The organism is Sulfuricurvum sp. RIFOXYD12_FULL_44_77, assembly GCF_001830725.1.
Lineage (GTDB): Bacteria > Campylobacterota > Campylobacteria > Campylobacterales > Sulfurimonadaceae > Sulfuricurvum > Sulfuricurvum kujiense_A.
On sequence record NZ_MIBU01000228.1, the window covers coordinates 1 to 3,881 of the forward strand.

General features: G+C 46.7%; 5 protein-coding genes. 4 read left to right on the top strand and 1 reads right to left on the bottom strand.

The annotated features are described in order from the left end of the window. The 4 genes from A2517_RS08125 to rd form a co-directional block, all read left to right on the top strand. Positions 1-649 (top strand): DUF2231 domain-containing protein (locus A2517_RS08125; RefSeq protein WP_294895923.1); only part of this gene is annotated, 649 nt, incomplete at its 5' end. Further along, positions 646-2,325, top strand: a complete 1,680-nt coding sequence (locus tag A2517_RS08130; RefSeq protein ID WP_294895925.1) for a 2-oxoacid:acceptor oxidoreductase subunit alpha — start codon at positions 646-648, stop codon at positions 2,323-2,325. The genes A2517_RS08125 and A2517_RS08130, both read left to right, overlap by 4 nt. Beyond that, positions 2,322-3,182 carry a thiamine pyrophosphate-dependent enzyme gene (locus A2517_RS08135; RefSeq protein WP_294895927.1) on the top strand — a complete coding sequence of 287 codons (861 nt, stop codon included), beginning with the start codon at positions 2,322-2,324 and terminating at the stop codon, positions 3,180-3,182. Before A2517_RS08130 ends, A2517_RS08135 begins: the two co-directional genes overlap by 4 nt. Before the next feature lie 13 nt (positions 3,183-3,195). After that, positions 3,196-3,360, top strand: a complete 165-nt coding sequence (gene rd / locus A2517_RS08140; protein WP_294895929.1) for a rubredoxin — start codon at positions 3,196-3,198, stop codon at positions 3,358-3,360. A gap of 13 nt (positions 3,361-3,373) precedes the next feature. Here the strand turns inward: rd and A2517_RS08145 are convergent, their stop codons facing one another. Continuing rightward, a complete protein-coding gene (locus A2517_RS08145) occupies positions 3,374-3,706 on the bottom strand; it encodes an SHOCT domain-containing protein (protein WP_294895930.1) in 333 nt (110 codons plus the stop codon). Between the last annotated feature and the right edge of the window lie 175 nt (positions 3,707-3,881).

Consider the following 3,881-nt stretch of genomic DNA (forward strand, 5'->3'; position numbering starts at 1 on the left):
TATGCCTGCCTATATCGCCTATAAAGGGCAAGTATACGATGTCACTTCGTCCAAGTTTTGGAAAGAGGGTACCCACTTTAAAAAGCATTTTGCGGGGTGTGACCTGAGTGCCGAAATGGAGAATGCACCTCACAGCGATGAGGTATTTGCAAATTATCCGTGTGTCGGTCAATTTATCCCTTCATTTATCAAACCTCCCGAAACTAAAAAAGAGCGCTACCGTCTATGGTACGCCAAATATCATCCTCATCCCGCAGCCGTCCATTTTCCGATAGCGTTGCACTATTTTAGTGCATTCGTCGATATTTTATTTTTAGCCAACCCTTCCAGAGAATACGACACAGCGGTATTTTTATCCTTTTTGATCGCTACCGTGATGGGCTTCTTGGCTTTACTCAGCGGTGTTTTCAGTTGGTGGATCAATTATGATTTTTCGACCTCCAAACCGTTCGTCATCAAACTCATCGGGGCACTCTTCACCCTGATCATCGGGTTTGTTCCGTTGGTGCAGAAACTGCAGAATCCTGATGTGGCGTTTAGCATGGGAGCGGATGGGATAACCTATCACGCCGTTATTTTTATCACGGTGATTTCGATCACGATCGTCGGCTATTACGGCGGAAAAATTACCTGGGGGGCAAAACAATGAGAAGTTCAGTTTCGGTATTGATCGGGGGGAGTGCGGGGCAGGGGATCGCGAGCATCGAGACGCTTTTAACCAAAGGGTTCAAGAGAGGGGGATTTTATACCTTTTCGACCAAAGAGTTTATGTCCAGAGTTCGCGGGGGGAGCAATACGACGTTGATACGGATCTCCGATAAACCCGTCAATGCACCCGATTTTAAGGTCGATATTTTCGTACCGCTCGATACGAATGCTTTTTTTCATGCCAAAGAACGGATTACCAATGAGACGTTTGTGGTCGCCAAAAAAGGGGATTACGAGTGCGATTGCGTCCTCTATGATTATGATTTGGAGAGTTTGGCGAAAGAGATAGGCAATCCCATCGTTTCCAATACGATTGCGGCGGCGTTTATTTTCGGATTGCTCGGGTGCGATGGTGCGGTGCTGAGGGAGATTGTTGCGGAGTCCTATACCGATGAGCTGCTTGAGGTGAATCTCAAAGCATTAGAGATAGGATCAGAACTGGCACGTGAGAACGGGAACTGCCGATACTGCATCGAGCCGAATCCTTCGATGAAAGAGAATAATGATTTCTTTTTAAGCGGTACGGACGGGGTCGGATTCGGAGCGATTGCGGGGGGGTGTAATTTCATCTCCAGCTATCCGATGAGCCCCTCTACGGGGGTGTTGACCTTTTTGGCGAAGCAGAGTCGAAATTTCGGAATTTGTGTCGAGCAGGCCGAAGATGAAATCGCCGCCTTTCAGATGGGATTAGGGGTTTGGTACGGCGGCGGAAGAGCGATCACGACGACGAGCGGCGGCGGATTTGCCCTAATGGGAGAGGGACTCAGTCTCAGCGGAATAACCGAAACGCCGATGGTTGTCTATCTGGCGCAACGTCCCGGCCCAGCGACGGGTCTTCCGACACGGACGGAGCAGGGAGATTTGGAACTCGCCATTTACAGTGGGCATGGAGAATTTCCGAGGATTGTATTGGCTCCCGGTGATCCTAAAGAGTGTTTTGAACTTGCACGAAAAGCGTTTGAACTCGCCGATGCGTATCAGGTTCCCGTGATACTGATGAGCGATCAGTATTTGGCCGACAGCTATTTCACGGTCGAGCGGTTTGAAATCGATCCAATATCGCCTCCTCATCACATCGTTAAGAGTGATGCGGACTATAAACGCTACTTTCTTACAGAAGAGGGGATCAGTCCTCGAGGGATTCCGGGATACGGAGAGGGGCTGGTACTGGTCGATTCGGATGAACATACACAGGAGGGGCTGATCACCGAGAGTATGTCTGTGCGGAACGAGCAAAACGGCAAAAGGCTTCAAAAATTCGAATTGATAAAGGAAGAAGCTATCACACCCGAAGTTAACGGAGATAGGGATATCGCTGTTGTCGGATGGGGAAGTACGCAACATATTATTAAGGAAGCGGTTGAGAGGATAGCGGATAAGAGGCTCTCAATCGTCCATTTTTCGTGGGTTTACCCTCTTAGCGAATCTCAGCTTGCACCGCTTCAAAAAGCCAAACACCTTATCGTCGTCGAAAACAATGCCACGGGGCAGTTTGCAAAACTTTTACGACTGCACGGGGTCAGTGTCGATGAGCAGATACTGAAATCCGACGGATTGAGTTTTTTTGTCGATGAACTCTCCGAAAAAATCGCACTGCTGCTAAAGGAGATCCGATGAGTACACGGTTTGATAGAATTGTAGAGGATAACGCATGGTGTCCCGGATGCGGAAATTTTTCCATTCTTTTGCACTTAAAAGAGGCGTTGGAGGAAATGGGACTTGACCCGCTTCAATGTGTTGTCGTATCGGGGATAGGGCAGGCGGCGAAAACACCTCAATACATGCATGTGCATATGTTCAACGGACTCCACGGCAGGGCATTGCCTGTGGCACAGGGGTTGAAAGTCACTAATCCTTCTCTTACGGTAATTGCCGAGGGGGGGGATGGTGATATGTACGGGGAGGGGGGTAACCACTTTTTGTCTGCGATCCGACGAAATGCCGACATCATCAACATCGTCCATAACAATATGGTCTACGGCCTCACCAAAGGTCAAGCTTCTCCGACATCACAAAGAGGGTTTCAAACACCCGTACAGACACAGGGGGTTCACGTAGAGCCGTTTAATCCGATCGCGACGGCGATATCGCTCGATGCGTCGCTCGTGATTCGAACCTTTTCGGGGAATAAAGAACACTGTAAGGCAATGCTTAAAATCGCGATTGAGCACAAAGGGTATGTATTGATCGATATTTTTCAGCCGTGTGTTACGTTCAATAAAACCAATACGTTTAAATGGTTCAAAGAGAATGTGTATGTATTACCGAGTGACTATAACCCTGAGGATAAGGTTAAGGCATTTGAAAAATCGCTGGAGAGCCATCCGTTCCCGATAGGGGTTATCTACAAAAGTCCTCAAAAAGGTGTTTTGGAAGATGCGCTTCGGGAGGAAAGCAACATAGGAAGTAAGCCGTTGTATCTTCACGAAGTTGATTTTCAGCGGCTTAATGCAGAAATGGATAACTACATTTAACAAGGAGTAGAAGATGAAAAAATACGAATGCAATGTTTGCGGATACATTTATGACCCGGTAGTAGGAGACCCTGATAGCGGTATCGCCCCCGGTACAGCTTTTGACGATCTACCGGACGATTGGGTATGCCCTGAATGCAAAGTCGGGAAAGAAGATTTCAGCGAATTGGTAGAGTGATAATGTAGGTAGCTTAAAAGCTTTTCAATATCTTCTCTTTTTCCGCTTCGTACTCTTCGGGTGTGAGGATACCCTCATCCAACAGCGATTTTAGTTTCGTGAGATGATCGTATTTAGTACTCGGATTTTGCTCTTCTTTCGGGATTAGTTTCATACTTCGTCCGAGCAATAGATAGAGTAAAACGCCGATAAACGGTAAGAAGAATACGACAAGAAGCCACACTACCTGCATCAGATCTTCTTTGAATTTGGAGGTGATGATATCGATCATTGCCCATATCCATATTGCGAACATTCCGACAAGTATAAAGAGCAAAAATAGATTTAATCCTAATAGTATTTCCATCATGGTAACCTCAATGTTTTTAGATACGCTATCGTAACGTAGATATGACAACAAGGCGTAAACTCTTTTGGTTATACTTCAGCTACAATTTAACTGAAGTGAACCGATATGAAATTAGCCTCCAAAAACGCTCCCGTAGAAGTCTCCATTAACCGTATGCAAACGATACTAAGCG

Bases quoted from the DNA above. Each gene is read 5' to 3' on its own strand.
- A2517_RS08130 (WP_294895925.1), top strand. From the start codon at position 646: ATGAGAAGTTCAGTTTCGGTATTGATCGGGGGGAGTGCGGGGCAGGGG.
- A2517_RS08135 (WP_294895927.1), top strand. From the start codon at position 2,322: ATGAGTACACGGTTTGATAGAATTGTAGAGGATAACGCATGGTGTCCC.
- rd (WP_294895929.1), top strand. From the start codon at position 3,196: ATGAAAAAATACGAATGCAATGTTTGCGGATACATTTATGACCCGGTA.
- A2517_RS08145 (WP_294895930.1), bottom strand. From the start codon at position 3,706: ATGGAAATACTATTAGGATTAAATCTATTTTTGCTCTTTATACTTGTC.